We start from the raw sequence: 21981 nt of genomic DNA, 5'->3' as shown, positions 1-21981 counted from the left end.
CGCCCATGCTCCCCCCAGAACCCTTCCGGATCCTCCACCGACCGGCGATACATCTGCGCATACAACGCCCCGTCAACATGCGCAGAACGCACAAAATCAGAAGACGGAGCGTAAAGCTTGTCGGTATCGTCCCCGGGCGCTGTCACGTTCATCGTCTCGGTCTCCTTCTCCTGCCGACCGGAAGACGCCGCAGCGTCACCGGCCCTCACGTTTTTGGCATTTACCAAAGTCTGTAAAGAATCAACGATGCAATGCCGGTTCATTTGTAAAATTGTGAAGGCGCTAACCACGAAGGTGACGTAGTTTGTAAAAATATTGACATCCTTCTTTCGTTGATCGTGGTGCGCGGCCGCCGCTCCGGGGGCGGACCCGGGCTCAGGTTTCGTAGCGCGCGGCCCCTGGCGCAGATCGTCCACCGGCACGACGCACACCTTCAGGCCCAGCCGATCGCGCAACCGGGCCTTGAGCGCGCGATAGAGGTCGTCGGAGGCGATGCAGAGCCCCTCGCAGAAGGTTTCGGCGGCGGTTTCAAGCTCGGCGAAATGGTTGCGCTTGCGCCGGAAGTCGTCGTGCACCACCGCCTCGGGCGAGGAGGCAAGCAGGGCTTCGCCATCCTCGCGCGAGGCATCAGTGACCTAGAGCAGCCGGTCGGTCGCGGCAAGATAGGCACGGTGCAATCGCAGGAAGCGGGCCACCAGTTCCGGGCTGTGGGCCTGGGCTGCGCGCAGTTGCGCAAGGTCGGGGCGGCGGCTGTCGAACAGCGGATCCTGCACCGTCGCGCGCAGATCGGCCAGAACGGTCGTGTCCTCGTCCTCGGCGATATCGCACCAGTCGATGCCATAGGTCTCGGACAGCTGCAGCATGACCGCGAAGGACACGCTGCGTTCGTTCTTTTCCAACAGCCCGCCCGGCGCGTCGATTTCACATCTTCACAACTTCGTGAAAATGTAAAATCTCGCGTTCACAGCAGGACCCGTATTCGTTTCTCCTTTGGCTTGACATGTGGGCAAGTCGGCGCGGGTGAGGGCGCGGATCAGGCGCGCGAGGAGGATCCCGACATGAAGACCGGTTTGACCCATCTGTTCATTCCCGGCCCCACGAACATTCCCGAACCCGTCCGACAGGCCACGAACGTGCCGATGCAGGACATGCGGGCGCCCGATTTCGGCGACCTGACGCCGGGGCTGTCCCGCGATCTGAAACGGGTCTTCCGCACCGAAACCGGCACCGTCTTCCTGTTCCCGGGTTCGGGGACGGGTGCGTGAGAGGCGGCGATCACCAACACGCTGAACCCCGGCGACAAGGTGCTGATGTCGCGCTTTGGCCAGTTCTCGCATCTCTGGGTCGAGATGGCGGAACGGCTGGGCCTCGATGTCGAGGTGATCGACGTGCCCTGGGGGCGGGACCGGTCAAGGAATATGCCCGCCGCCTGGGCGCCGACCGAAAGGGCGAGATCAAGGCGGCCTTCGTCACCCATAACGAGACCGCGACCGGCGTGACCTCGGACGTGGATGCGCGCGAGGTGATCCGCATCGGCCACCTGGGCGATCTGAACGAGGGGATGTGCCTGACCGCGCTGTCGCTGGCGGAACTGTCGCTTGCCGCCGCAGGCGCCAGGATCGCGTTCGGTTCGGGTGGCGCCGCCGCCCAGACATGCTATGCCGGGAACGCCCCGTCGGCCCGAATGAACATCGCCGCCGAATGAGGCAGGTCAGAAACCTCCAGAACGGAGACAAGGTATGAGCCACACCCTGCACCCGCTTAGACGGCAACGCCTGCAGCGGTCCGAACTCGCGGTCCCGGCCTCGAACCCCACGATGGTCGAGAAGGCCGCCGAAAGCGAGGCCGATTACGTCTTCCTCGACCTCGAGGATGCGGTCGCCCCCCCCGAAAAGGAGCAGGCCCGCAGGAACGCGATCCAGGCGCTGAACGACATCGACTGGGCGGCCAAGGGCAAGACGGTCTCGGTGCGGATCAACGGGCTTGATACGCATTACATGTACCGCGATGTCGTCGACGTGATGGAGCAGGCGGGCGACAAGGTCCACACGCTGCTGGTGCCCAAGGTGGGTGTGCCTGCCGACCTCTACATGGTCGAGGCGATGGTGAACCAGATCGAGCAGGGCAAGGGATACCAGACCCGCGTGGGCCTTGAGGCGCTGATCGAAACGGCGCTGGGCATGGCCAATGTCGAGGACATCGCCCGCTTTGGCGGCCGGCTTGAGGCGCTGCATTTCGGGGTGGCGGATTACGCGGCCTCGATGCGCGCGCGCACGGTGAATATCGGCGGGCTGAACCCGAACTATCCGGGCGACCAGTGGCATGCCTCGATCAGCCGGATGGTGGTGGCCTGCCGGGCCTATGGCTTGCGGGCGGTCGATGGTCCCTTCGGCGATTTCTCGGATCCCGAGGGCTACAAGGACGGTGCACGGCGGGCCGCGGCGCTGGGCTGCGAGGGCAAATGGGCGATCCATCCCAGCCAGATCGCGCTGGCCAACGAGGTGTTCAGCCCGCCCGAGGCCGAAGTGACCCGCGCGCGCCGGATCATCGAGGAGTTGAAGAAGGCCGAGGCCGAGGGCCGCGGCGCGGCCTCGCTCGACGGCAAGATGATCGACGCGGCGTCCGAGAAGATGGCGCAGAACATCCTGACCGTGGCGCAGGTGATCGCGGCCAAGGCCTGAGCGGCAGGGGCCTGTGTCGGGCGCGGGTCCCCGCTTGCCGTAACGGAACGAAGTCTGTTAAATCGCCCTCAGGGAGATGCATCATGGATATTCACGAGTATCAGGCAAAGGAAATCCTCGCGGGCTTCGGCGTGCCGGTGCCGCGCGGCGGGCTGGCCTACAGCCCCGAACAGGCGGCGTTCCGCGCCCGCGAACTGGGTGGGACCGGCTGGGTGGTCAAGGCGCAGGTCCATGCGGGCGGTCGTGGCGAGGCGGGCGGCGTCAAGCTCTGCAAGTCCGAACATGAGGTCTACGACTTCGCCAAGGGCCTGTTGGGGCGGCAACTGGTGACGCGCCAGACCGACCAGAACGGCAAGGGCGTCTATCGGCTCTGGGTCGAGGAAGCCACCGATATCGCCAAGGAACTTTACCTGGGCTTCGTGCTCGACCGGAAGTCCGAGCGCATCATGCTCGTCGCCTCGTCCAGCGGCGGCATGGAGATCGAGGAGATCGCCGAGGAAGACCCCGACAGCCTGGTGCGCGTGGTGGTCGATCCTGCCCATGGTCTGGTCGAGTATCAGGCCCGCCAACTGGCGTTCCGGCTGGGGCTGATGGGCGACCAGATCGGCCCGATGGTAAAGGCGGTCCGGGCCTGCTACCGCGCCTATCGCGACCTTGACGCCACCATGGTCGAGATCAACCCGCTGGTCATCACCGGCGCGGGCGATCTGGTGGCGCTGGACGCCAAGATGAGTTTCGACACCAATGCGCTCTATCGCCGCCCGCAGGTCGCTGCGCTGCGCGACCCCAGCCAGGAGGATTCGCGCGAGGCGATGGCCCATGACAATGGCCTCGCCTATGTCGGGCTCGATGGCGATATCGGCTGCATCATCAACGGTGCGGGCCTCGCCATGGCGACGATGGACATGATCAAGCTGTCGGGCGGCGAGCCTGCGAATTTCCTGGATATCGGCGGCGGCGCCAGCCCCGAACGGGTGATGACCGCCTTCCGCACGGTGCTGTCGGATCCCAATGTCAGCGTGATCCTTGTCAACATCTTCGCGGGCATCAACCGCTGCGACTGGGTCGCGAAAGGCGTGGTCGAAGCCTACAAGGCCGAGGGGCTGACCCTGCCCGTGGTGGTGCGCCTTGCGGGAACGAATGTGGATGAGGGCCGCAAGATCATCGACGAATCCGGCCTGCCGCTGATCACTGCCGAGACGCTGGCCGAGGCCGCCGAAAAGGCCGTGGCCGCGCGCCCGAAGAAAGCCGCCTGAGGGAGGAGACCCATGGCCATTCTGATCGACGAGAACACCAAGGTCCTGGTTCAGGGCATGTCGGGCCGGATCGGCAAGTTCCATGCCGAGGAAATGATTGAATACGGCACCAATGTCGTGGCGGGCGTGACGCCGGGCAAGGGGGGCGAGACGGTGCTGGGTCGGCCCGTCTTCAACACCGTGCGCGAGGCGGTCGAGGCGACGGGGGCCGAGGCGGCGCTGCTGTTCGTGCCGCCGCCCTTTGCGGCGGATGCGATGATGGAGGCGGCGGATGCCGGTATCCGCACCGCGGTCAGCGTGACCGACGGCATCCCCTCGCAGGACATGATGCGGGTGAAACGCTTCCTGCGCCGCTATCCGCGCGAGAAGAAGATGCAGCTGATCGGGCCGAACTGCGCGGGCGTGATCTCGCCCGGCAAGGGCTTCATGGGGATCATGCCGCCGCATATCTACATGCCGGGCCGGGTGGGCATCGTCGGCCGCTCGGGCACGCTGGGCTACGAGGCGGCGAGCCAGATGAAGGCACTGGGCATCGGGGTATCGACCAGCGTGGGCATCGGCGGCGACCCGATCAACGGCTCGTCCTTCAAGGATATCCTCGAACTGTTCGAGGCCGATCCTGATACGGATGCCGTGATGCTGATCGGCGAGATTGGCGGCCCGCAGGAGGCTGAGGCCGCGGCCTATGTCGAGGCGCAGATGACCAAGCCCGTGGTCGCCTATATCGCCGGGCTGTCTGCGCCCAAGGGCCGCAAGATGGGCCACGCCGGGGCGATCATCTCGGCCTTTGGGGAAAGCGCGCAGGAGAAGGTGGAAATCCTGTCCGCGGTCGGCATCACGGTCGCGCCGAACCCGTCCGCCATGGGCCAGACCATGGCCGATGTGCTGGCAAGGCGCGTGGCCGCCTGAATGCGGGGCGCTGGCGCGGGGCTGCGCGACGGGCGCCTCAGGGCGCAACTGGGCAAGCTATGGCGGCGAGGTGACGCTGCCCGAGGGGTTCGCCGAGGCCGAGCGCGCGCTGCTGACCGACCCGCAGACCAGCGGCGGCCTGCTGGTTGCCTGCGCGCCCGACGCCGAGGCGGACGTGCTGGCGGTGTTCGCCGCCCACGGCTTCGAGCGCGCGGGCGTTGTGGGCCGGGTGGCCGAGGGCCGGGGCCTGATCCTGCGCCAGGCCCGATTGCGCGGCCGCCCGCGGCTCCTATATTTCCTGGCAACCGCGCCCGAGAAGGGCGCCAGGATGGAGGATCGGAGCCGTGGGCTATTTCCGGACTGCGATGCTGATGGCGGCGATGACCGCGCTGTTCATGGGGATCGGCTATCTGTTGGGCGGCAGCGGCGGGGCGACCATCGCGCTGGTGGTGGCGGCGCTGATGAACGCCTTTACCTGGTGGAATTCCGACAAGATGGTGCTGCGGATGCACAACGCCCAGCCGGTCGGCCCGAACGACCGGCTGGGGCTCTCGCAGATGGTGGCGGATCTGGCGCGCAACGCGAACATGCCGGTGCCTGCGGTCTATCTGATCGACACGCCGCAGCCCAATGCCTTTGCCACCGGCCGCAACCCCGAGAATGCGGCGGTGGCGGTGACCACGGGGCTGATGCAGACGCTCTCGCGCGAGGAACTGGCCGGCGTTGTCGCGCATGAGCTGGCCCATATCCGCAACCATGACACCGCGATCATGACGGTGACGGCGACCTTTGCCGGTGCGATCACGATGCTGGCGAATTTCGCGCTGTTCTTCGGCGGCGGGCGTGACAGCAGGATGGGGCCGATAGGCACTATCGCGCTGATGATCCTTGCGCCGATGGCCGCGGCTCTGGTGCAGATGGCGATCAGCCGGACGCGGGAATATGCCGCCGACAAGGCCGGGGCCGAGATCTGCGGCCAGCCCCTGTGGCTTGCCTCGGCGCTGGAGCGGATCCAGGTGGGGGCAGCGCGGATCGCCAATGACGCGGCCGAGCGGAACCCGGCAACCGCGCATATGTTCATCATCAACCCGCTGCATGCCCACAAGCGTGACAACCTGTTCGCGACCCACCCCGCGACCGAGAACCGGATCGCGGCGCTGCGCGCGATGGCGGGGGCCGCGTCGCGTGCGGGTGGCGGCGCGCCCTGGGGCGCGGCCCCGCGCGGGCCGTCCGTGGGGCCCTGGGGCTGATTTCAGCCCCCGCGCCAGTCGGACAGCCAGCCCAGACCGGCCGCGATGTCGCCCCGCGGCCGGTATTCCGCGCCGAAGGGGCGGGTCCAGCCTGAGGCCGCGAATTCCGACAGCAGCCAGCGGAAATCCACCTCGCCCCGATCCGGTTCGGCCCGGTCGGGCACGCCTGCGAACTGGACATGGCCGATGCGGTCGCGCGCAGCGCGGAACCGGGTCAGCAGGTCGCCGCCCGTGATCTGCATGTGATAGCAGTCGAACAGGATCTTCAGGTTCGGCCGATCCAGCGCCGCGACGATGCGCAGGGCATGATCGAGGCTGGCCAGATGATAGCCCGGCACATCGCGCGGGTTCAGCGGCTCGATCAGGATCGTGATGCCCCGGCCTGCGGCCAGGTCGCAGGCATGGGAAAGATTGGCGCGGAATGCCGCCTCGGCCCCCGCCGCGCCGTGGGTGATGCCCGCCATCACATGCACCGCGTCCGCGCCTGTCGCTGCGGCATGGTCCAGCGCCTGCGCGATCCCGGCCCGGGCCTGCGCTTCGCGGCCGGGCAGGGCGGCCAGCCCGAATTCGCCGCTCGCCCGCTCGCCGGGGGGCGTGTTGAGCGAGAGCATCGGCAACCCCGTCCCGGCCAGCGCGGCCACCACCTCGGCCACCGGAACCGCATAGGGGAAATGGCACTCGACCGCGTCGAAACCCGCGTCCCGGGCGGCGCGGATCGCCTGCGGCAAGGGCAGGTCGGTGAACAGGAAGCCCAGATTGGCCGAGAACCGCAGCCGCCCCATCAGCGTCCCCGCATCAGCATCTCGACCGGCCAGAGCGTGATCGCGGGGACATAGGTGATGACCATCAGCGCGGCGAACACGGTCAGCACGAACCACAGAAGCTGGGGAATGATCCTTTCGACCGGCAGGCGTGCCACCGCGCAGGCGGCGAACAGGTTCACGCCCAGCGGCGGCGTGATCATCCCCAGCGCCAGGTTCACCACCACGATCAGCCCGAAATGCACCGGGTCCACGCCATAGGCCACCGCAATGGGCGCAAGGATCGGGGCCAGAACAAGGATCGCGGCCGAGGTTTCGATGAACATCCCAACCACCAGAAGCAGCAGGTTCACCGCCAGCAGAAAGGCGATGCGGCTTTCGAAGACATCCCGGAACCAAGCCGCGATCTCGTTCGGCAGGCCCGAGCGGGTGACGAGGAAGGAAAACAGCGCTGCGGCCGAGATGATGAGCATGATCGCCGAGGTGGCGATGACGGTTTTCTTCAGCACGCCCGGCAGGTCGCGCAGCCGCAGGTCGCGGTAGACCCCCATGCCGACGATCAGGGCGGTGGCGACCGCGACGGCGCTGGCCTCGGTCGGGGTGAAGATGCCGGAATAGATGCCACCAAGGATCACCACCGGCACTATCAGCGCGGGCAGCGCCGCCCAGAGTGCGGGGCCAAGGCGGGGGCGGTCGGCGCCATCTTCGCGCCCGATGCCGCGGATCCGGCACAGGATCAGCACCAGCGCCATCAGCGCACCGCCGACCAGCAGGCCGGGGCCGATGCCCGCAAGGAACAATTGCCCGATCGAGGTATCGGTCGAGACGCCATAGAGGATCAGCGGGATCGAGGGCGGGATCAGCACGCCCAGTTCCGCGGAACTGGCCTGCACCGAGGCCGCCATGGGGGCGGGATAGCCATGGCGCACCATGGCCGGGATCAGGATCGCGCCGATGGCAAAGGTCGTCGCGACCGATGAGCCAGAGACCGAGGCGAACAGCATGCAGGTCAGCACGCAGGAGGCCGCAAGCCCGCCCTGTATGCCGCCCACGATGGATTTCGCCAGTTCCACCAGCCGATGCGAGATGCCGCCCGCCGACATCAGGTTGCCCGCCAGGATGAACAACGGGATCGCCATCAGCGGAAAGCTGTCGAGCCCGGTGAACATCCGCTGCGCCACCAGCAGAAGCGGCAGCCGCCCCTGCACCTCGATCCCGATCACCGAGGCCAGGCCGATGGCAACCGCGATGGGCACGCCCAGCAGGAACAGGATCGCCAGCGACAGGGCAAGGGCTGCGTTCATCGGGGGGACTCCAGCGGGTCGTCGATGCCCTGCCAGGCGCGGATCATGCAGCCCAGAACGGCGATCAGGATGAAGCCGGAGCCCACGGGAAGCGCGGCATAGACCCAGGCGATGGAAATATCGAGCGCGGCAAGCTTCTGGCGCATCACCCGGCCGGTCATGGCCCAGCCCTGCCAGAGCAGGATGGAAAAGAAGCTCAGCGTCAGGATCATCGACAGCTGGTAAAGCGAGCGGCCCAGGCGGCGGGGCAGGGCGGTCTGGACGATCCCGACCGCGATCATCGCGCCTTCGCGAAAGGCGGGTGCGACGCCCAGGAAGACCGACCAGATCATCGCGGAGCGCGTGACCACCTCGGACCAGGTCGAGGGCGTGCCGAAGACGAAACGCGCCGCCACCTGATAGAGCGCAAGCGCGGCCGCGATCAGCAGGAACAGGATCGCGAGCCACAGCGCGATGCGAGTGGTGACCGCCTCGATCCGCAGGAACAGGGTCATGGCGCGAACCGGCCTGCCGCAACACCGGCGCAGGGGGCTGCGCCGGGCCGGGCCGTTGGGTGCGGGCTCACTCGACCGCCTTGATCCGCTCGACCATCCCGGTGCCGTACTGGTCGGTATAGACGGCATAGGAGGATTGCTCGGCCAGCGCGGCAAAGGGGGCCTTGTCGATCTCGGTGATGACCTCCATCCCGTTTTCGATCAGCATGGCGACACCTTCTTCCTCCAGCCGGTTGACCTCGGCCCGGGTTGCGGCGGCGGATGCCCGGGCGGCCTGGAGGAACCAGTCCTTCTGTTCGTCGCTGAGCCCGTCATAAAGCGCGGGCGAGGCCAGCACGACGGCGGGGGAATAGACATGCCCCGTGAGAGAGACGTGTTTCTGCACCTCCCAGAACTTGGCCGCGGTGATGACGGTGATCGGGTTTTCCTGCCCGTCCACGACGCCCTGTTGCATCGCGCCGAACAATTCGGGGAAGGCCATCGGCGTGGGGGCCGCGCCCATGCCGGTGAAGGCGGCCATGTGGACCTTGTTTTCCATGGTGCGCAGCTTCAGCCCCTGCAGGTCCTCGGGCGTGCGCACCGGGCGCTGGGAATTGGTCACATGGCGAAAGCCGTTCTCGGTCCAGGCCAGCCCCACCAGGGTGTTCTCGCCGATCTTCGCCAGCAATTCCTGCCCGATCTCGCCATCCAGCACCTTGCGGGCGTGGTCGTAGTCGCGGAACAGGAACGGCAGGTCGAGGGCATAGATCTCGGGCACGAAATTGCCCAGCGGCCCGGTCGAGGTGATGACCACGTCCATCGAGCCGATCTGCAAGCCCTCGATCATGTCGCGCTCGCCGCCCAGCTGGCCCGCGGGGGCTTGTTCGCCGGTGAAGGCGCCGCCCGAAAGCTCGGTCAGCGTGTCGATGAAGGCCTGCGCGCCGACGCCGTAATGCGAGGTGGGCGACAGCGAATGGCCGACCACGATCTTTTGCTGGGCCTCGGCGGCGGTGGTCAGCGCAAGCGCGGCGATGGTGCCGATCAGGACGTGTTTCATGGGTCTCCTCTCTTGGGTTTTCCGGTCTTTCAGGCCGCGGCTACGCCCCTGCGGTCCATGTGTTCGCGCAGAAGTTCGGCGAAATCGGCATTGGGTGCAAAGCCCAGCGCGCGGGCGCGGGGCGTGTCGATCCCGCCGGGCCAGCTTGCGACGATGGCCTCGGTCGCGGGGTCGGGGGCGGGGCGGATCAGGGCGGCGGTCTCGGGTCCGGCAAGCCGGGCCAGCGTGGCGGGGTCGGACAAGGCGCCGGGCAGGGCATGGACGCGGCGCAGCCGGGCCAGCCGGTCAAGCGGTTCGGCCGAGATGTCATTGGCGATGATCGCTGAAATGCGGCGCTGCTCGCCATTCAGGGCAAGCGTGTCGCGCACGGACAGGGCCGTGACCAGCATCTGCCCCAGAAACCCGGCCGCGCCGGTGATCGCGATCCTCACGCCCTGCATCCTCCACATGATTGCGGCGGGAGGCTCGCATCCAATGGCCGGTGTGTCAATCGCCTGCGCGGGCGCCCGGCGAGGCTACTCCTGAAGGCTGACGACGCTCAGTTCGCCCTCTTCGCGGGACTTCATGGCCAATGCGGCGGCATGGCTGCCTGCGGCCGTGGTGAAATAGGGGATGCGGTCCATCAGCGCCACGGTGCGCATCGAGCGGCTGTCCTCGACCGCCTGCGCGCCTTCGGTGGTGTTCATCACCAGATGCACCAGCCCGTCCTTCATCACGTCGACGATGGTGCGCCCGCCCTCATAGGCCTTGTTGACGATCTCGGACGCGATCGCGTGCTCGGCCAGGAATTTCGCCGTGCCCCGCGTGGCGAGGATGGAAAAGCCCAGTTCGGTCAGGACCTGCGCGGTTTCCAGCAGCTCGGGCGTCTTGTCGGCATCCTTGATCGACAGGAACACCGTGCCCTCATGCGGCAGATGCGTGCCCGCGCCCATCTGCGCCTTGAGGAAGGCGCGCGGGAAGGTGCGGTCATAGCCCATCACCTCGCCGGTAGAGCGCATTTCGGGGCCCAGGAGCGTATCGACGCCGGGGAAGCGGGCGAAGGGCAGCACGGCCTCCTTGACCGCGAAACCCTCGATCTGGGGATCGACCAGGTCGAAATCGGCCAGCTTCTCGCCCGCCATCACCCGCGCGGCAATGGATGCGATGGGCGAATTCACCGCCTTGGCGACGAAAGGCACCGTGCGGCTGGCGCGGGGGTTCACCTCGATCAGGTAGATCTCGCCATCCTTGACCGCGAATTGCACGTTCACCAGCCCCACGACGCCCAGTTCCAGCGCCAGCGCGCGGGTCTGGAGTTTCAGCTCGGCGACGATCTCGGGGGCCAGCGAATAGGGCGGCAGGGAACAGGCGCTGTCGCCGGAATGGACGCCCGCCTCCTCGATATGCTGCATGATGCCGGCCACATGCACGTCCTTGCCGTCGCACAGCGCGTCCACGTCGATCTCGGTTGCGCCCGACAGGTAGCTGTCGAGCAGGACCGGCGACTTGCCCGAGACCACGACCGCCTCGGCGATGTAGCGTTCGAGATGCGCCATGTCGCGCACGATCTCCATCGCGCGGCCGCCCAGGACATAGGAGGGGCGGATCACCAGCGGGAAGCCGATGTCCCCGGCCGCCCTGACCGCCGCCGCTGCGGATGTGGCGATGGCGTTATGCGGCTGCTTCAGCCCCAGCCGGTTGACCAGCGCCTGGAACCGCTCGCGGTCCTCGGCAAGGTCGATGGCGTCGGGCGTGGTGCCCAGGATCGGGATGCCCTCGGCCTCCAGCGCATTGGCCAGCTTCAGCGGCGTCTGGCCGCCGAACTGGACGATCACGCCATGCAGCGTGCCGCGCTCCTGCTCGACGCGCAGGATCTCCGTCACATGCTCGAAGGTCAGCGGCTCGAAATAGAGCCGGTCCGAGGTGTCGTAATCGGTGGACACCGTCTCGGGGTTGCAGTTGACCATGATGGTCTCATAGCCCGCATCCGTCAGCGCAAAGCAGGCATGGCAGCAGCAATAGTCGAACTCGATCCCCTGGCCGATCCGGTTGGGGCCACCGCCCAGGATCACCACCTTCTTGCGGGTGCTGGGCCGCGCCTCGCATTCGACCTCGCCCATCACGGGCGTTTCATAGGTCGAATACATGTAGGGCGTCTGTGCCTCGAACTCGGCGGCGCAGGTGTCGATGCGCTTGAAGACGGCGGTGACGCCCAGATCGCGGCGGGCGCGGCGCACCTGATCCTCGTCCCGGCCGGTCAGTTGGGCAAGACGGGCATCGGTGAAGCCCATCATCTTGAGCTTGCGCAGGCCGTCTTCGGTCACGGGCAGGCCGTCCTTGCGCAGCTTTTCCTCGGTCTCGACGATCTCGCGGATGCGGGCAAGGAACCAGGGGTCGTATTTCGTCGCGGCATGGATGTCGTCATCCGACAGCCCGTGCCGCATTGCCTGCGCGATCACCCGCAGCCGGTCGGGCGTGGCCTTGGACAGGGCGGCCACGACCTGCGCATGGTCCGGCGCGCCCTCGATCTCGATCTCGTCGAACCCGGTGAGGCCGGTTTCCAGCGAGGCCAGCGCCTTTTGCAGCGATTCGTGGATGGTCCGGCCGATGGCCATGGCCTCGCCCACCGACTTCATCGCGGTGGTCAGTTCGGGCTTGGCGCCCGGAAACTTCTCGAAGGCAAAGCGCGGGATCTTGGTCACGACATAGTCGATGGTCGGCTCGAAGCTGGCGGGCGTGACCTTGGTGATGTCGTTGTCCAACTCGTCCAGCGTATAGCCCACGGCAAGCTTCGCCGCGATCTTGGCAATCGGGAACCCGGTCGCCTTGGACGCCAGCGCCGAGGAGCGCGACACGCGCGGGTTCATCTCGATCACCACCATGCGCCCGTCTTCGGGATTGATCGCCCATTGCACGTTCGACCCGCCGGTTTCGACGCCGATCTCGCGCAGCACGGCGATGGAGCCGTTGCGCATGATCTGGTATTCCTTGTCGGTCAGCGTCAGCGCGGGGGCGACGGTGATGGAATCGCCCGTGTGCACGCCCATCGGATCGACGTTCTCGATGGAACAGACGATGATCGCGTTGTCCGCCTTGTCGCGGACCACCTCCATCTCGAATTCCTTCCAGCCCAGCAGGCTTTCGTCGATCAGGATCTGGTTGACCGGCGAGGCGTCGAGGCCGGTCTTGCAGTAATGTACGAATTCCTCGCGGTTATAGGCAATGCCGCCGCCGGTGCCGCCAAGCGTGAAGGCCGGGCGGATGATCGCGGGCAGGCCGACATGGTCGAGGGCTGCGATGCATTCCTCCATGCTGTTGGCGATGGTGGCCTTGGGGTTTTCCAGCCCGATCCGGTCCATCGCCTCGCGGAACAGCTTGCGGTCCTCGGCCATCTCGATCGCCGCCCGGTTCGCGCCGATCAGTTCCACGCCGAACCGGTCCAGCACCCCCATGTCGGCGAGCTTGAGCGAGGCGTTCAGCCCGGTCTGCCCGCCCATGGTCGGCAACAGCGCGTCGGGGCGTTCCCTCTCGACGATGCGCGCGACGACCTCGGGGGTGATCGGCTCGATATAGGTGGCGTCGGCCAGACCCGGATCGGTCATGATCGTGGCGGGGTTCGAGTTGACCAGGATGACCCGGTAGCCTTCCTCGCGCAGCGCCTTGCAGGCCTGGGCGCCGGAATAGTCGAACTCGCAGGCCTGGCCGATCACGATGGGGCCCGCGCCGATGATCATGATGGACTTGATATCGGTTCTCTTCGGCATGGGTCTTTCCCCCGGGGCTGGCAAATTGCTGGGGGTTATAGACAAGCGCCGGGGGTGCGCAAGGGCGGGGCTGAGGTTTTTCCGCTGCGTTCCGGTCCCGCCCGGGCCGCGACGAGGAACGCGAGGTCGAGGATCAGGAACAGCACAGCGCCGAGACGCTGGAAATCGGTTCCGAGCGCCTGCATTCCCGGCAGTGCCCAGACATGGATCGGGCCGAACACGACGATCAGCACGGCCGCGCCCCGGGCCATGCCGAGACGTGACAGCAGGGTGGGGGCGAAGGCGGTGGCGGCAATGAAATAGTAGCCCCAGGCGATCGGTCCGATCAGCGGGAACAGCGTCAGCGCGGCGGGCCAGAGCGCGGCGTAACGTGCTGTCTGCCCGGCCCGGGCCATCGCGAGCACAAAGCCCGCGGTCAGTGCCGCGAATGCCGCCTGTCCGGCAAGAACGAGCAGCGGGCCCTTTTCGGCCACCGTGATCGCGCGCGGCAGGTCTGCGGTCGGGGCGGTATGGCCCAGCAACACCTCGATCGGCGCCCCGGTCATGTACTTGGCCAGCACCCCGTCAAGGCTGAACGAGAGCGGGCTGAAGAAGCCGGTCCGCCCGATTGCCGAGACTGCGCCAGAAACTCGGCATGCAGCGGCCAGCCTGCGACGGGCGCGACATCAGGCCGAGCCCTAGCCCCATGGCTGCAAAGCTGGCGAAGGCCCGCCGCTCGCCCGAGGCGAGCCAGAACAGGGCGAAGATCGCCGGGAACAGCTTGATCGAGGCCGCCAGCGCCGCGCCCGCGCTGACCGGGCGGTTCGCGCGCGTCCGCTCCAGCGCCAGCACGACCAGGAAGGCAACAAGGATCTGGGCCTGATTCTGAAGGATGGCGATCACGCCGACCGGCGTCATCAGCAGAAGCACCAGCGCGACTGCGACATGGGGCAGGACGCCCGATGGCGCGCCGCTGGCCCGCCATGCCAGCAGGCAGGTCGCCAGAAGCAGGGCCGGATTGACGATGCTGGCCAGCCCGGCAAGCGCCTGGAAGTCGGCGATCCGCCCGATCAGCCCGAAGACCCAGGCCCAGAGCGGGGGGTAGACGAAGGGATAGACGAACCCCTCATAGCCCGCCGCGCGCGCCCGCTCGGCCCAGCTGTCGGGGGGCAGCATGCGGAAGACGGGGTCGACCGGGGCATAGACCTCTCCCGCCGTGCCCTCGGCGAAGGCCTGTCCTGCCAGCCAGAGCGGAAGCAGATCGCCCGAAATCCGCGGAATGTCGAGGAAGCCGAGGATGGCGAGGCCCAGGACCGTCGTGCCCGGAACGATGGGGGCAGCCCGCAGGATGCTTGCCGAAAGGGGGGGGCGGCGCGGTGGCGGTCCTTGTCCGGAACATGCGAAATATCTGCCTGTCAATCGCCGTGAGAAAGAAGTGACAGCGTAGAACGGCGCGCCTTTACAATTCCTTTCGCGCGGACAGACCCGGCATGCGGCAATGTGATGGCGGGAGGTCCGGCCCGGACTGGAGACCTGGTGGGATCGCAGCCAGGTCATGGTGCAGGGAGCGGGCGGTGCGGCGGAGAGGGCGATGACCGAAAGCCTGCGGATGGAAAAGCGCGTGCCCTCGCGCGCCCGGCTCTGGGCGGAGTTCGGTGCGCTTTTCCTTGCTGCGCCGCTGGTCATGGCGTTCCTGTTGCCGCCTTCGGCGCCGTTTCCGGCGCTGTTCGGCGTGACCGCGCTGGGGCTTGTGCTGCTGCATGTCACCGAAGGGTTCCGCTGGTCCGGGCTTGTCCGCGGGCTGGACCGGATCGGCTGGCGCGCGGTCGGGCTGTTCGCGCTGCTGACCGCTGCGGTGGCGGGGACGGTCGTTGCGCTGCATGCGCCCGAGCAGGCGCTGATCCTGCCGCGCGAGCAGCCGGCGCTGTTCGTAGCGGTCATGCTGCTTTACCCGCCGCTTTCGGCGCTGCCGCAGGAGATCGTATTCCGCCCACTCTTCTTCCGGCGCTACGGGCCGCTTCTGCCGGGTCTGTGGCCCGCGATCGTCCTGAACGCCGCGCTGTTCTCGCTGGCGCATCTGATGTTCTGGAGCTGGATCGTGGCGGCGATGACCTTCTGCGGCGGAATCGCCTTTGCCTGGGCCTGCGAATCCCGCCGGAACTTTCCCATGGCGGTGGTGCTGCACAGCGTTGCGGGCTGGATCGTGTTCGCCGCAGGGCCGGGAATGTTCTTTTATTCCGGCAACATAGAGCGCCCGTTCTGAACTGTTAACGGGTGACTGGCAAAGCTGACACCGATTTGACTTGTGTCAATTCAGGTTGACAGCGGATGTGTCATGTTGTCCCGCGAAACAGGGGAGTCGATCCATGCGCATTGTCTTTTTGCATCCCAACTACAGGTCCGGCGGTGCCGAGATTGCGGGCAACTGGCCGCCGGCCTGGGTGGCATACCTCACGGGCTCGCTGCGGATTGCGGGATATGAAGACATCACCTTCATCGACGCGATGACGCACAACCTCTCCGAGGATGTGGTTCGCGCGCAACTGAAGGAATTGCGGCCCGATGTCGTCGCCACGACCTCGATCACGCCTTCGATCTATGCCGCCGAGCGGTTGCTGGAAATCGCCAAGGAAGAAGTGCCGAACGCGGTGCGCGTGCTGGGCGGCATCCATGCCACCTTCATGTTCAAGCAGGTCCTGTCCGAGGCGCCTTGGGTTGACGTGATCGTCCGCGGCGAGGGCGAAGAGATCGTCGTCGAGCTGATGAACGCGATCCGGGATGGCAAATGGCCGGAAAACCGGCGCGAGATCAAGGGTCTGGCCTTCCTCGACGGTGACGAGATCGTCGCCACCCCCGCCGCGCCCACGATCAAGAACATCGATGCGCTGAAGCCCGACTGGGACATTCTCGACTGGGAAAAATACATCTACATCCCGCTGAACTGCAAGGTGGCCATCCCGAACATGGCGCGCGGCTGCCCGTTCACCTGCTCGTTTTGCTCGCAGTGGAAGTTCTGGCGCGACTACCGCATCCGTGACCCGAAACTGGTGGTCGACGAGATCGAGGACCTGGTGAACCGGCACGGCGTCGGCTTCTTCATCCTCGCCGACGAGGAACCGACGATCAACCGCAAGAAGTTCATTGCCTTCTGTCAGGAACTGATCGACCGCGGCCTGCCGGACAAGGTCAAATGGGGCATCAACACCCGCGTGACCGACATCCTGCGCGACGAGGAATTGCTGCCCTTCTACCGCAAGGCGGGGCTCGTCCATATCAGCCTTGGCACCGAGGCCGCGGCGCAGCTGAAGCTTGACCAGTTCAACAAGGAAACCCGGGTCGAGGACAACAAGCGCGCGATCCAGTTGCTGCGCGAGGCCGACATCCTGACCGAGGCGCAGTTCATCGTGGGCCTCGACAACGAGACCCCGGAGACGCTGGAAGAAACCTTCCAGCTCTGCTGGGACTGGCAGCCGGATCTGGCGAACTGGGCGATGTACACGCCGTGGCCGTTCACGCCGCTCTTCCAGGAACTGCACAACAAGGTCGAGGTCTTCGACTACTCGCGCTACAACTTCGTGAACCCGATCATGAAGCCCGAGGCGATGGACCGTGCCGAGCTTCTGGACCGGGTGATGAACAACTACCGCCGGTTCTACATGCGCAAGGCGCTGTTCCACTATCCGTGGCGCGGCACCGGGTTCCGTCGGCGTTACCTGCTGGGCTGCCTCAAGGCGTTCCTCAAGGCGGGCGTCGGGCGGACCTTCTACGATCTGGGCAAGAACAACTACTGGGGTCCGCAATCCAAGAACAAGGTCAAGTTCGACTTCGACATGACCCGCCAGCCCGCCCAGGCGCAGATCGACGACTGGGTGTCGAACGCCGACAAGGCGGCGCAGGCCGCGGCCAAGCGCAAGTCCAGGGACGCCTCGTTCAAGATGCCGACTGACGACGCGGCTGCGAACGCGGCCAAGCAGGCGGCCGAGGCGCGGGTCTGCGGCGGCGGTGACCAGCAACTGGAAGACGCAAGATGAAGGACAGCCTGTCCGGCCATGGTTCCGGCCGGATCGGACCGAATGCCGTTCTCCAGCTTCTCCCTGTGCTGGAGGCGGCGGGCGGAGCGGCGCTTCGCGACGAGATGCTTGAGGCGGCGGGCCTTGATGCGCCCCCGTCGGATACCGGCCTCATGGACGAGGGCCCGGCCGCCGCCATGCATCATGCGCTGCGCCGCCGCCTGCCCGGCCGCGCGCCCGACCTCCTGCGGGAGGCGGGGGCGCGGACCGGCGACTATATCCTTGCCCACCGCATCCCGCCGCTTGCGCAAAAGCTGCTGAAGGCGCTGCCGCCCGCGCTGGCTGCGCCGGTGCTGGCCAAGGCGATCGCCAAGCATAGCTGGACCTTTGCCGGATCGGGCGCGTTCCGCGTGGTCTCGACCCGGCCGCTGGTGTTCGAACTGACCGACAGCCCGCTGATCCGGGGCGAACATGCCCCGCATCCGATCTGCGGCTGGCACGAGGCGGTGTTCGACCGGCTGTTCCAGACGCTGGTGGACAAGCGGCTGCGCACCCGCGAAACCGCCTGCGCCGCGACCGGCGCCCCGCGCTGCCGGTTCGAGATCACCCGGGGCTGAGGGGTCCTGCCTCCCCTTGACTTCGGCCCCCATCGGGGGTGTATCGGCGCGGACCTGTCCCAATCCCGAAGGATCGCCCGATGCACCCTTTCCGCAGCCATACCTGCGCCGAGCTGACCAAGGCCAATGTCGGCGAAACCGTTCGCCTGTCGGGCTGGGTGCACCGGGTGCGCGACCATGGCGGCGTGCTGTTCATCGACCTGCGCGACCATTACGGCGTGACCCAGGTGCTGGCCGACAGCGACAGCCCCGCCTTTGCCGCGGCGGAAAAGCTGCGCAGCGAATGGTGCATCCGCATCGATGGTGTGGTGAAGGCGCGCGATGAAAGCCTGGTGAACCCGAAACTGCCCACCGGCGAGATCGAGGTCTTCATCCGCGACATCGAGGTTCTGGGCGCCGCCGAGGAACTGCCGCTGATGGTCTTCGGCGATCAGGACTACCCCGAGGAAACGCGCCTGCGCTATCGTTACCTCGACCTGCGCCGCGAGGGGATGCAGGCCAACATGAAGCTCCGGTCCGACGTGGTGGCCAGCATCCGGCGGCGGATGTGGGACAGGGGCTTTCGCGAATACCAGACGCCGATCATCACCGCGTCCTCGCCCGAGGGCGCGCGCGACTTCCTCGTGCCCTCGCGGCTGCATCCGGGGCGGTTCTACGCGCTGCCGCAGGCGCCGCAGATCTTCAAGCAGCTCATCATGGTTTCGGGCTTCGACCGCTACTTCCAGATCGCGCCCTGTTTCCGCGACGAGGACCCCCGCGCCGACCGCAGCCCCACCGATTTCTACCAGCTCGACATGGAGATGAGCTTTGCCACCCAGCAGGACGTGTTCGACACGATCCAGCCGGTGATCGCGGGCGTGTTCGAGGAATTCGGCGGCGGCCACAAGGTCGACCAGCACTGGCCGCAGATCTCCTATGCCGATGCCGCGCGCTGGTACGGCACCGACAAGCCCGATCTGCGCAACCCGATCAAGATGCAGGACGTGTCCGAGCATTTCCGCGGCTCGGGCTTTGCCATCTTCGCCAAGTTGCTGGAGCAGGAGGGAACCGAAATCCGCGCGATACCGGCGCCCGGCGGCGGCTCGCGCAAGTTCTGCGACCGCATGAACGCCTTCGCCCAGAAGGAAGGGTTGCCGGGGATGGGCTACATCTTCTGGCGCGAGCGCCAAGATCCTGGAATTCGTGACGGTTTCATTGACGTCATCCAAACCGCAAAGGCTGCTGCCGAACGCGGCGAAGATATTGGTGTGGATGAATTTTTCGGGGAAGCAATGCTTGCCAGAGAGGGTGCCGAAAAGGTCCGCGACGCATTGGCGAACGGCCATTATGACGAGGCGACACGCCTCACAGATCTATACTTCAGCCCGATTGAGGCCGCCGGCCCTCTGGCCAAGAACATCGGCCCCGAGCGCACCGAGGCGATCCGCCGGCAACTGGGTCTCGGCAAGGGCGACGCCGCCTTCTTCCTCGGCGGCAAGCCCTCGACCTTTGAATCGGTGGCGGGGCGTGCGCGCAACGTGATCGGCGAGGAACTGGGGCTGACCGAGAAGGACCGCTTTGCCTTTGCCTGGATCGTCGATTTCCCGATGTATGAAAAGGACCCCGAGACCGGCGCGATCGACTTCAGCCACAACCCGTTCTCGATGCCCCAGGGCGGCATGGCGGCGCTGGAGGGCGATCCGCTGGAGGTGCTGGGCTATCAGTACGACCTGGCCTGCAACGGCCACGAACTGATCTCGGGCGCGATCCGCAACCATCGCCTCGACGTCATGTTCAAGGCGTTCAGCCTCGCCGGTTATGCCGAGGACGAGGTGCGCAGCCGGTTCCCCAGCCTGGTCAACGCCTTCCGCTTCGGCCCGCCGCCGCACGGGGGCTGTGCGGCCGGCATCGACCGGATCGTGATGCTGCTGGCCGACGAGATGAACATCCGCGAGGTCATCATGTTCCCGATGAACCAGCGCGCCGAGGACCTGATGATGGGGGCGCCCACGCTGCCCACGAACGAGCAACTGCGCGAGTTGCGGCTGAGGGTGATCCCCGAGGAGGGCGATGAAGGGGCTTGATTTCAGAGCTCAAGTTCCTTCAACCTCGCGGCATGTCAGAGGAAGCATTCGAAAAGCGGTCATTTTGGTCTAGCGTCAAGTCTTTTTGGCGTAAGTGCGGATATGTTCTGCTGGAAGCGTTTCTTATAGTTCTGTTTTCTCAGCTTCCCGTTCTTATTGCTGCGTTGATTTCAAGGGCGGGTTCTGACGAAAAAGACCTTGAGGCTACAACATTTCTCGAAGATATATTTTCCATATACTCAGTCGAAGATGTTTTTACATACTCTACCGGCGTTCTTGGTTCGGCGATTGTGTTTTTTGTTCTTGAGATGAAAATCATCAAGAATCGTACACGTGTAATTTTCACCGGAATCGTAATTCCCCTCTTGGTTATTTTCTTTGCGGCCCTGATACCGCCAATGGTTAGTTTGTCGAGCGGAAACCCAAATTCATTTGTACAGAGCTATTCATCTGGGCTTTTGGTTATTCTAATGGTCACCTGGCTTCTGGCGTTGTTCGAGAAAAGAAACATTGAGGAGAGAAAAGCTGATCTCGAAAGACTCGAAGGAGATGAGGAGCGTCGGAAAATGACGAAGAAGGCGAGGAAGAATATAGGATGACAAAATTCTCTTTTCCAGCCCTTTCCATCTCGCAGCCTATAGGGGAATTTTATCTTTGTGTTATGGATCGCAGCAATCTAATTGCCGTGTCTTCTTCCGATATTCGAAGACTTAAAGACGGCGAGTTTGATGAATATATCGGAATACAAAGGCGTTTGAATCCATCTCGGATGAAAGAGATTCGTAATTACGTCAATTCATATGATGCGACTTTTCCGACGTCGGTGATCCTCGCTGTAGACTCGCGTAGTGCAGAGTATGATGTGGAAAAAAGAGTTCTTTCTCTTTTTTCCGAGCAGGGGGGTAATGGTGAGGATATAGCTGTAATTATCGACGGCCAGCATCGGATTGAAGGGTTGAAGGCATTCAAGGGTGAAGATTTCGAGGTTCCGGTTTGCATCTTCGTTGGTCCGGACATGCAGACCAAGTCAACAATTTTTGCAACGGTGAATCTGGCCCAGACTAAGGTGAACCGCAGCCTGGCATATGATTTGCTAGCGTATGAGAAGAAAGAAACACCTCAGAAGGTTTGCCACAAGGTAGCCGTCTCACTTGATCGAATGGAGGAAAGCCCGTTCCATAAGAGGATCAAGCGATTGGGGGTGGCTACAGAGGGTAGGAGTGGAGAGACATTGACGCAGGCGACTGTTGTCGAGGCGCTGCTTCCGTTCGTATCAGATGACCCCTTAAGAGATCGCAATCATCTGTCGCGGTTTGGATTCCGCCGTCCGTTGCCGAATGTTGATGATCGGAAATTCCCTTTCCGTCGATTCTATTTGTCAGGTGATGATGACCTAATCCTGGCAAATGTTATAAACTTCTTCCTTGCCATTAGGCAAAGGTATCCAGAGTCGTGGGATAAGGTGCGTGAGAAGGGTAACGTTTTGCCAAAGACAAATGGGTTTCGAGCGTTAATGAGGGCGCTCAAAATTGTATACCCAATATTACGGGATAAAAAAGGGGAAGATGTTCTGAGGTCCGCAGACTATGCTGACTTCGTTAATGCAATCCCTCTTGAGGATCACGAATTTACGACTGCGACATTTCCTGCGGGAACGAGCGGAGAGGCGCGTCTCTTCGAGTACCTGAAAGAAGCCATCCCCGAATTATAGGCGTAGGTCTTCCAGTCGGGCTTGTAGTCGGCATCCGCCTGGTTGCCCCAGACCGTCCAGCCCTGCCGGACACCGCGGCCGAACAGTTCCAGATAGGGACCCCAGGAACAGCTTTCGATCAGCTCGTATTGTTCGTCCGGCTTGCGGGAATGTTCGCGCTTGCGGGT

Annotated in this window: 22 protein-coding genes and 2 pseudogenes; 13 read left to right on the top strand and 11 right to left on the bottom strand. The window is 65.0% G+C overall.

Going from position 1 to position 21981, the window contains the following annotated elements; genetic code table 11:
• Together ENN83_RS08595 and ENN83_RS08590 are read right to left on the bottom strand one after the other, a co-directional pair.
• A pseudogene (locus ENN83_RS08595) lies at positions 1 to 575 on the bottom strand (hypothetical protein); the annotation flags it as partial.
• A 60-nt stretch (positions 576 to 635) separates the two neighbouring features.
• Positions 636 to 899 carry a hypothetical protein gene (locus tag ENN83_RS08590; RefSeq protein WP_287185971.1) on the bottom strand — a complete coding sequence of 88 codons (264 nt, stop codon included), beginning with the start codon at positions 897 to 899 and terminating at the stop codon, positions 636 to 638.
• Between the two features lie 159 nt (positions 900 to 1058).
• Here ENN83_RS08590 and ENN83_RS08585 point away from each other — a divergent pair, with 159 nt between their 5' ends.
• From ENN83_RS08585 to htpX, 7 genes and pseudogenes are all read left to right on the top strand, one after another.
• Entirely contained in the window at positions 1059 to 1265 is a 207-nt protein-coding gene (locus ENN83_RS08585) for a hypothetical protein (RefSeq protein ID WP_287185970.1), read from the top strand.
• A 230-nt stretch (positions 1266 to 1495) separates the two neighbouring features.
• The gene (locus tag ENN83_RS08580; RefSeq protein ID WP_287185969.1) at positions 1496 to 1705 is read left to right on the top strand and encodes a hypothetical protein; all 210 of its coding nucleotides are present in this window, start codon (positions 1496 to 1498) and stop codon (positions 1703 to 1705) included.
• 34 nt (positions 1706 to 1739) lie between these two features.
• Positions 1740 to 2681 (top strand): HpcH/HpaI aldolase/citrate lyase family protein, encoded by a 942-nt coding sequence (locus tag ENN83_RS08575; RefSeq protein WP_287185967.1) that lies wholly within the window; start codon positions 1740 to 1742, stop codon positions 2679 to 2681.
• 83 nt (positions 2682 to 2764) lie between these two features.
• A complete protein-coding gene (locus ENN83_RS08570) occupies positions 2765 to 3937 on the top strand; it encodes a malate--CoA ligase subunit beta (RefSeq protein WP_287185965.1) in 1173 nt (390 codons plus the stop codon).
• Positions 3938 to 3949: 12 nt separating this feature from the next.
• A complete protein-coding gene (sucD, locus tag ENN83_RS08565; protein WP_287185963.1) occupies positions 3950 to 4846 on the top strand; it encodes a succinate--CoA ligase subunit alpha in 897 nt (298 codons plus the stop codon).
• A pseudogene (locus ENN83_RS08560) lies at positions 4785 to 5087 on the top strand (AIR synthase-related protein); the annotation flags it as partial. The gene sucD and the pseudogene ENN83_RS08560, both read left to right, overlap by 62 nt.
• Before the next feature lie 103 nt (positions 5088 to 5190).
• Complete coding sequence (htpX, locus tag ENN83_RS08555) at positions 5191 to 6096, top strand: zinc metalloprotease HtpX (protein ID WP_287185961.1); 906 nt, start codon at positions 5191 to 5193, stop codon at positions 6094 to 6096.
• 2 nt (positions 6097 to 6098) lie between these two features.
• Here the strand turns inward: htpX and ENN83_RS08550 are convergent, their stop codons facing one another.
• The 8 genes from ENN83_RS08550 to ENN83_RS08515 all read right to left on the bottom strand — a co-directional run bounded on the left by ENN83_RS08550 (position 6099) and on the right by ENN83_RS08515 (position 14832).
• Positions 6099 to 6869, bottom strand: a complete 771-nt coding sequence (locus ENN83_RS08550) for a hydroxypyruvate isomerase family protein (RefSeq protein WP_287185973.1) — start codon at positions 6867 to 6869, stop codon at positions 6099 to 6101.
• Between the two features lie 8 nt (positions 6870 to 6877).
• Entirely contained in the window at positions 6878 to 8161 is a 1284-nt protein-coding gene (locus ENN83_RS08545) for a TRAP transporter large permease (protein WP_287185959.1), read from the bottom strand.
• Positions 8158 to 8655 (bottom strand): TRAP transporter small permease, encoded by a 498-nt coding sequence (locus ENN83_RS08540; protein ID WP_287185957.1) that lies wholly within the window; start codon positions 8653 to 8655, stop codon positions 8158 to 8160. Before ENN83_RS08540 ends, ENN83_RS08545 begins: the two co-directional genes overlap by 4 nt.
• 67 nt (positions 8656 to 8722) lie before the next feature.
• Positions 8723 to 9691, bottom strand: coding sequence for a TRAP transporter substrate-binding protein (locus ENN83_RS08535; RefSeq protein WP_287185956.1), 969 nt, complete (start codon positions 9689 to 9691; stop codon positions 8723 to 8725).
• A gap of 29 nt (positions 9692 to 9720) precedes the next feature.
• Positions 9721 to 10122 (bottom strand): hypothetical protein, encoded by a 402-nt coding sequence (locus tag ENN83_RS08530; RefSeq protein ID WP_287185955.1) that lies wholly within the window; start codon positions 10120 to 10122, stop codon positions 9721 to 9723.
• An 84-nt stretch (positions 10123 to 10206) separates the two neighbouring features.
• A complete protein-coding gene (gene carB / locus ENN83_RS08525) occupies positions 10207 to 13434 on the bottom strand; it encodes a carbamoyl-phosphate synthase large subunit (RefSeq protein WP_287185953.1) in 3228 nt (1075 codons plus the stop codon).
• Positions 13435 to 13469: 35 nt separating this feature from the next.
• A complete protein-coding gene (locus ENN83_RS08520) occupies positions 13470 to 13979 on the bottom strand; it encodes a hypothetical protein (protein ID WP_287185951.1) in 510 nt (169 codons plus the stop codon).
• A 19-nt stretch (positions 13980 to 13998) separates the two neighbouring features.
• Positions 13999 to 14832 (bottom strand): glycosyltransferase family 87 protein, encoded by an 834-nt coding sequence (locus ENN83_RS08515; RefSeq protein ID WP_287185950.1) that lies wholly within the window; start codon positions 14830 to 14832, stop codon positions 13999 to 14001.
• Between the two features lie 172 nt (positions 14833 to 15004).
• On the opposite strand from ENN83_RS08515, the gene ENN83_RS08510 reads away from it, so the two are divergent.
• From ENN83_RS08510 to ENN83_RS08485, 6 genes are all read left to right on the top strand, one after another.
• Positions 15005 to 15676 (top strand): CPBP family intramembrane glutamic endopeptidase, encoded by a 672-nt coding sequence (locus tag ENN83_RS08510; RefSeq protein WP_287185948.1) that lies wholly within the window; start codon positions 15005 to 15007, stop codon positions 15674 to 15676.
• A gap of 103 nt (positions 15677 to 15779) precedes the next feature.
• Positions 15780 to 17444 carry a magnesium-protoporphyrin IX monomethyl ester anaerobic oxidative cyclase gene (gene bchE / locus ENN83_RS08505; protein ID WP_287185947.1) on the top strand — a complete coding sequence of 555 codons (1665 nt, stop codon included), beginning with the start codon at positions 15780 to 15782 and terminating at the stop codon, positions 17442 to 17444.
• A complete protein-coding gene (bchJ, locus tag ENN83_RS08500; protein WP_287185945.1) occupies positions 17441 to 18040 on the top strand; it encodes a bacteriochlorophyll 4-vinyl reductase in 600 nt (199 codons plus the stop codon). The genes bchE and bchJ overlap by 4 nt, the downstream gene beginning before the upstream one ends.
• An 80-nt stretch (positions 18041 to 18120) precedes the next feature.
• Positions 18121 to 20103: an aspartate--tRNA ligase gene (gene aspS, locus ENN83_RS08495; protein ID WP_287185944.1), complete on the top strand. Its 1983-nt coding sequence runs from the start codon at positions 18121 to 18123 to the stop codon at positions 20101 to 20103.
• 32 nt (positions 20104 to 20135) lie between these two features.
• Complete coding sequence (locus ENN83_RS08490; RefSeq protein WP_287185943.1) at positions 20136 to 20702, top strand: hypothetical protein; 567 nt, start codon at positions 20136 to 20138, stop codon at positions 20700 to 20702.
• Positions 20699 to 21814, top strand: a complete 1116-nt coding sequence (locus tag ENN83_RS08485) for a DGQHR domain-containing protein (protein ID WP_287185941.1) — start codon at positions 20699 to 20701, stop codon at positions 21812 to 21814. The genes ENN83_RS08490 and ENN83_RS08485 overlap by 4 nt, the downstream gene beginning before the upstream one ends.
• Here ENN83_RS08485 and ENN83_RS08480 read toward each other — a convergent pair.
• Positions 21724 to 21981, bottom strand: a 258-nt coding sequence (locus tag ENN83_RS08480; protein WP_287185940.1) for an MT-A70 family methyltransferase, incomplete at its 5' end; no start/stop codon positions are given. The genes ENN83_RS08485 and ENN83_RS08480 overlap by 91 nt on opposite strands.

This window comes from Rhodovulum sp. (assembly GCF_011048875.1).
GTDB lineage: Bacteria > Pseudomonadota > Alphaproteobacteria > Rhodobacterales > Rhodobacteraceae > Rhodovulum > Rhodovulum tesquicola.
The sequence above is the reverse complement of the archived record's forward strand: the minus strand, read 5'-3'. Positions and strand labels throughout refer to the sequence as shown.

Coding starts and splice junctions, on each gene's coding strand:
- ENN83_RS08585 (WP_287185970.1), top strand. CDS start 1,059: ATGAAGACCGGTTTGACCCATCTGTTCATTCCCGGCCCCACGAACATT.
- ENN83_RS08575 (WP_287185967.1), top strand. CDS start 1,740: ATGAGCCACACCCTGCACCCGCTTAGACGGCAACGCCTGCAGCGGTCC.
- ENN83_RS08570 (WP_287185965.1), top strand. CDS start 2,765: ATGGATATTCACGAGTATCAGGCAAAGGAAATCCTCGCGGGCTTCGGC.
- sucD (WP_287185963.1), top strand. CDS start 3,950: ATGGCCATTCTGATCGACGAGAACACCAAGGTCCTGGTTCAGGGCATG.
- ENN83_RS08545 (WP_287185959.1), bottom strand. CDS start 8,161: ATGAACGCAGCCCTTGCCCTGTCGCTGGCGATCCTGTTCCTGCTGGGC.
- ENN83_RS08540 (WP_287185957.1), bottom strand. CDS start 8,655: ATGACCCTGTTCCTGCGGATCGAGGCGGTCACCACTCGCATCGCGCTG.
- ENN83_RS08535 (WP_287185956.1), bottom strand. CDS start 9,691: ATGAAACACGTCCTGATCGGCACCATCGCCGCGCTTGCGCTGACCACC.
- carB (WP_287185953.1), bottom strand. CDS start 13,434: ATGCCGAAGAGAACCGATATCAAGTCCATCATGATCATCGGCGCGGGC.
- ENN83_RS08520 (WP_287185951.1), bottom strand. CDS start 13,979: ATGACCGGGGCGCCGATCGAGGTGTTGCTGGGCCATACCGCCCCGACC.
- ENN83_RS08510 (WP_287185948.1), top strand. CDS start 15,005: ATGACCGAAAGCCTGCGGATGGAAAAGCGCGTGCCCTCGCGCGCCCGG.
- bchE (WP_287185947.1), top strand. CDS start 15,780: ATGCGCATTGTCTTTTTGCATCCCAACTACAGGTCCGGCGGTGCCGAG.
- bchJ (WP_287185945.1), top strand. CDS start 17,441: ATGAAGGACAGCCTGTCCGGCCATGGTTCCGGCCGGATCGGACCGAAT.
- aspS (WP_287185944.1), top strand. CDS start 18,121: ATGCACCCTTTCCGCAGCCATACCTGCGCCGAGCTGACCAAGGCCAAT.
- ENN83_RS08490 (WP_287185943.1), top strand. CDS start 20,136: ATGTCAGAGGAAGCATTCGAAAAGCGGTCATTTTGGTCTAGCGTCAAG.
- ENN83_RS08485 (WP_287185941.1), top strand. CDS start 20,699: ATGACAAAATTCTCTTTTCCAGCCCTTTCCATCTCGCAGCCTATAGGG.